Source organism: Streptomyces sp. MMG1121 (assembly GCF_001280015.1).
In the GTDB taxonomy this organism is placed as follows: domain Bacteria; phylum Actinomycetota; class Actinomycetes; order Streptomycetales; family Streptomycetaceae; genus Streptomyces.
Genome location: NZ_LGDV01000030.1, coordinates 1 through 2329, shown reverse-complemented (window position 1 = coordinate 2329; position 2329 = coordinate 1). Strand labels below are relative to the sequence as shown.

General features: G+C 72.9%; 1 protein-coding gene and 1 pseudogene. Both read right to left on the bottom strand.

What is annotated here, in order from left to right:
- A partial coding sequence (locus ADK64_RS48880; RefSeq protein WP_420712938.1) for a SpnB-like Rossmann fold domain-containing protein occupies positions 1-167 on the bottom strand: 167 nt, incomplete at its 3' end.
- Between the two features lie 490 nt (positions 168-657).
- Positions 658-2268: pseudogene (locus tag ADK64_RS04940) on the bottom strand (acyltransferase domain-containing protein); the annotation flags it as partial.
- Positions 2269-2329 lie beyond the last annotated feature (61 nt).

The window sequence follows — 2329 nt, the reverse complement described above, 5'->3', positions numbered from 1 at the left end:
ACCAGCACGAACCGATCCGGATTCTCCGACTGCGCCGACCGCACCAGACCCCACACCGCCGCAGCAGCAAGATCCTCGACACCCTCGGCCGCAACGGCCACGGCACCACGCGTGACGAACACGAGCCGGGTGGCCGCGAAGCGCTCGTCCGCGAGCCACTCCCGCACCAGCGACACCGCGTGGCCGACGGCCCCGCGTACCCCGGAGGGAAGGTGACTGTCGGCGGCGCCGCTGCTCCATACGAGGACCGCGTCCGGGGCGTCCGGCCCGGCCTCGTATGCCTGCTTCAGCGCGTCCAGATCGGCGTACGAGGGCAGGTCGGCCGCGCGGCACGCCTCCTCCGGGCATCCCAGGCCCACGACGGACCCCTGACCCGGCCGCGCTCCGGCGCGATCGGCGACGGCGGGTGAGTTCGCCGCGGCCCATTCCAGGGCGTACAGGTTCTGCCGGGTGGCCGGTGTGGTCGCCGAGAGCTGGCCGGCGGACACCGGTCGCAGGACGAGCGTGTCGGCCGAGGCGACCGGCCGCCCCTGGTCGTCGGCAACCCGCAGGGCTACGGCGTCGGTGGGCTACGGCGTCGGTACCCGCGCCCGTGGGTTCGATGCGTACGCGCAGTGCGGAGGCGCCGGACGCGAACAGGTGCAACCCGGCCCAGGAGAACGGAAGTCGTACCTCGGTGTACTGGCCGGTGGCGCCCGCCGAGTCGTCCGCACCCTGCACGGCCATCGTGTGCAGGGCCGCGTCGAGCAGCGCCGGGTGCAGTCCGAACTCACCGGCCGGCTCCTCGTCGGGCAGCCGCACCTCGGCGTACACCGCATCGCCCAGCCGCCACGCGGCACGCAGCCCCTGGAACGCCGGGCCGTAGCCGAGCCCCAACTCCTCCAGGTCGTCGTACAGTCCGTCGACGTCGAGCGGTACGGCGTCGGCCGGGGGCCACGCCTCGAGGTCGAAGTCCGGCGCCGAACCGTCGGCGATCAACGTGCCCGTCGCGTGCCGCGTCCAGGGCTGTTCCCTGTGCGGTTCGTCGGTGGCCGCGCTCTCGGGGCGTGCGTAGACGGCGAACGGGCGCACACCGGACCCGGGCCCGGACCCGTCCTCCGTCCCCACGACGAACTGGATCTGGACACCGCCGCGCTCGGGCAGCAGCAGGGGTGCTTCGAGCGTGAGCTCGTCCACGCGGTCGCAGGCGACCTGGTCGGCGGCGTGCAGCGCCAGTTCGGCGAAGGCGGTGCCGGGGACGATGATCTGCCCGAGTACGGCGTGGTCGGCCAGCCATGGGTGGGACCGGAGCGACAACCTGCCGGTGAACAGCAGTCCGTCGCGGTCGGCCAGGCCGACCGCGGCGCCGAGCAGCGGGTGACCGGCCGAACGCTGCCCGAGGCCTGCGACATCGCGGGCGGAACCGGCGGCGTCGATCCAGTACCGGCGGCGCTGGAAGGCGTAGGTCGGCAGGTCGACGCGCTGTGCACCCGTACCGGCGAAGACCGCGTGCCAGTCGACCGGTACACCGCGTACGTGCGCGGTGGCGAGCGCCCTGACGAGGGTCTCGCGCTCGGCCCGGCCCCTTCGGGACACCGGCACCAGCGCGACGTCCGGCCCGGCCACCGAGCCGGTGGAGGGGGAGAGGCAGTCCTGGCCCATCGCGGAGAGCGAGCCGTCCGGGCCCAGCTCCAGGAACGTGCTGACGCCCACGGACTCGAGGTGCCGCACACCGTCGCGGAAGCGCACCGCCTCGCGGACATGGCGCACCCAGTAGTCGGCAGTGGTGATCTCGTCGGCGGACGCGACCTTGCCGGTGAGGTTGGAGACGATCGCGATGCGCGGTGCCCCGTACGACAGGGTCTCGGCGACCTGGCGGAAGTCGGCCAGCATGCCGTCCATGCGGTGCGAGTGGAAGGCGTGGCTGACGCGCAGGCGCTTGACCTTGGTGCCTGCGACCTCCCAGGTGGCCGCCAACTCCGCGACCGCGTCCTCGTCACCCGAAATGACGGTCGCCGCAGGCCCGTTGACGGCCGCGATGTCGACCCGGCCGCGATCGGTGAAGGTGGCGAGGGATTCCCGTATCTCCGCCTCGGAGGCGCGTATGGCGACCATCGCCCCGCCATCCGGCAACGCCTGCATCAAACGCCCACGCGCCGCCACCAGACGGCAGGCGTCCTCCAGCGAGAACACCCCGGCCACGTGAGCGGCCGTGATCTCGCCGATCGAATGCCCCAGCAGATAGTCCGGGCGCACCCCCCAGCTCTCCAGCAGCCGGAACAGCGCCACCTCGACCGCGAACAGACCCGCCTGCGTAAACACCGTCCGATCCAGCAACCCGGCCTCGGCC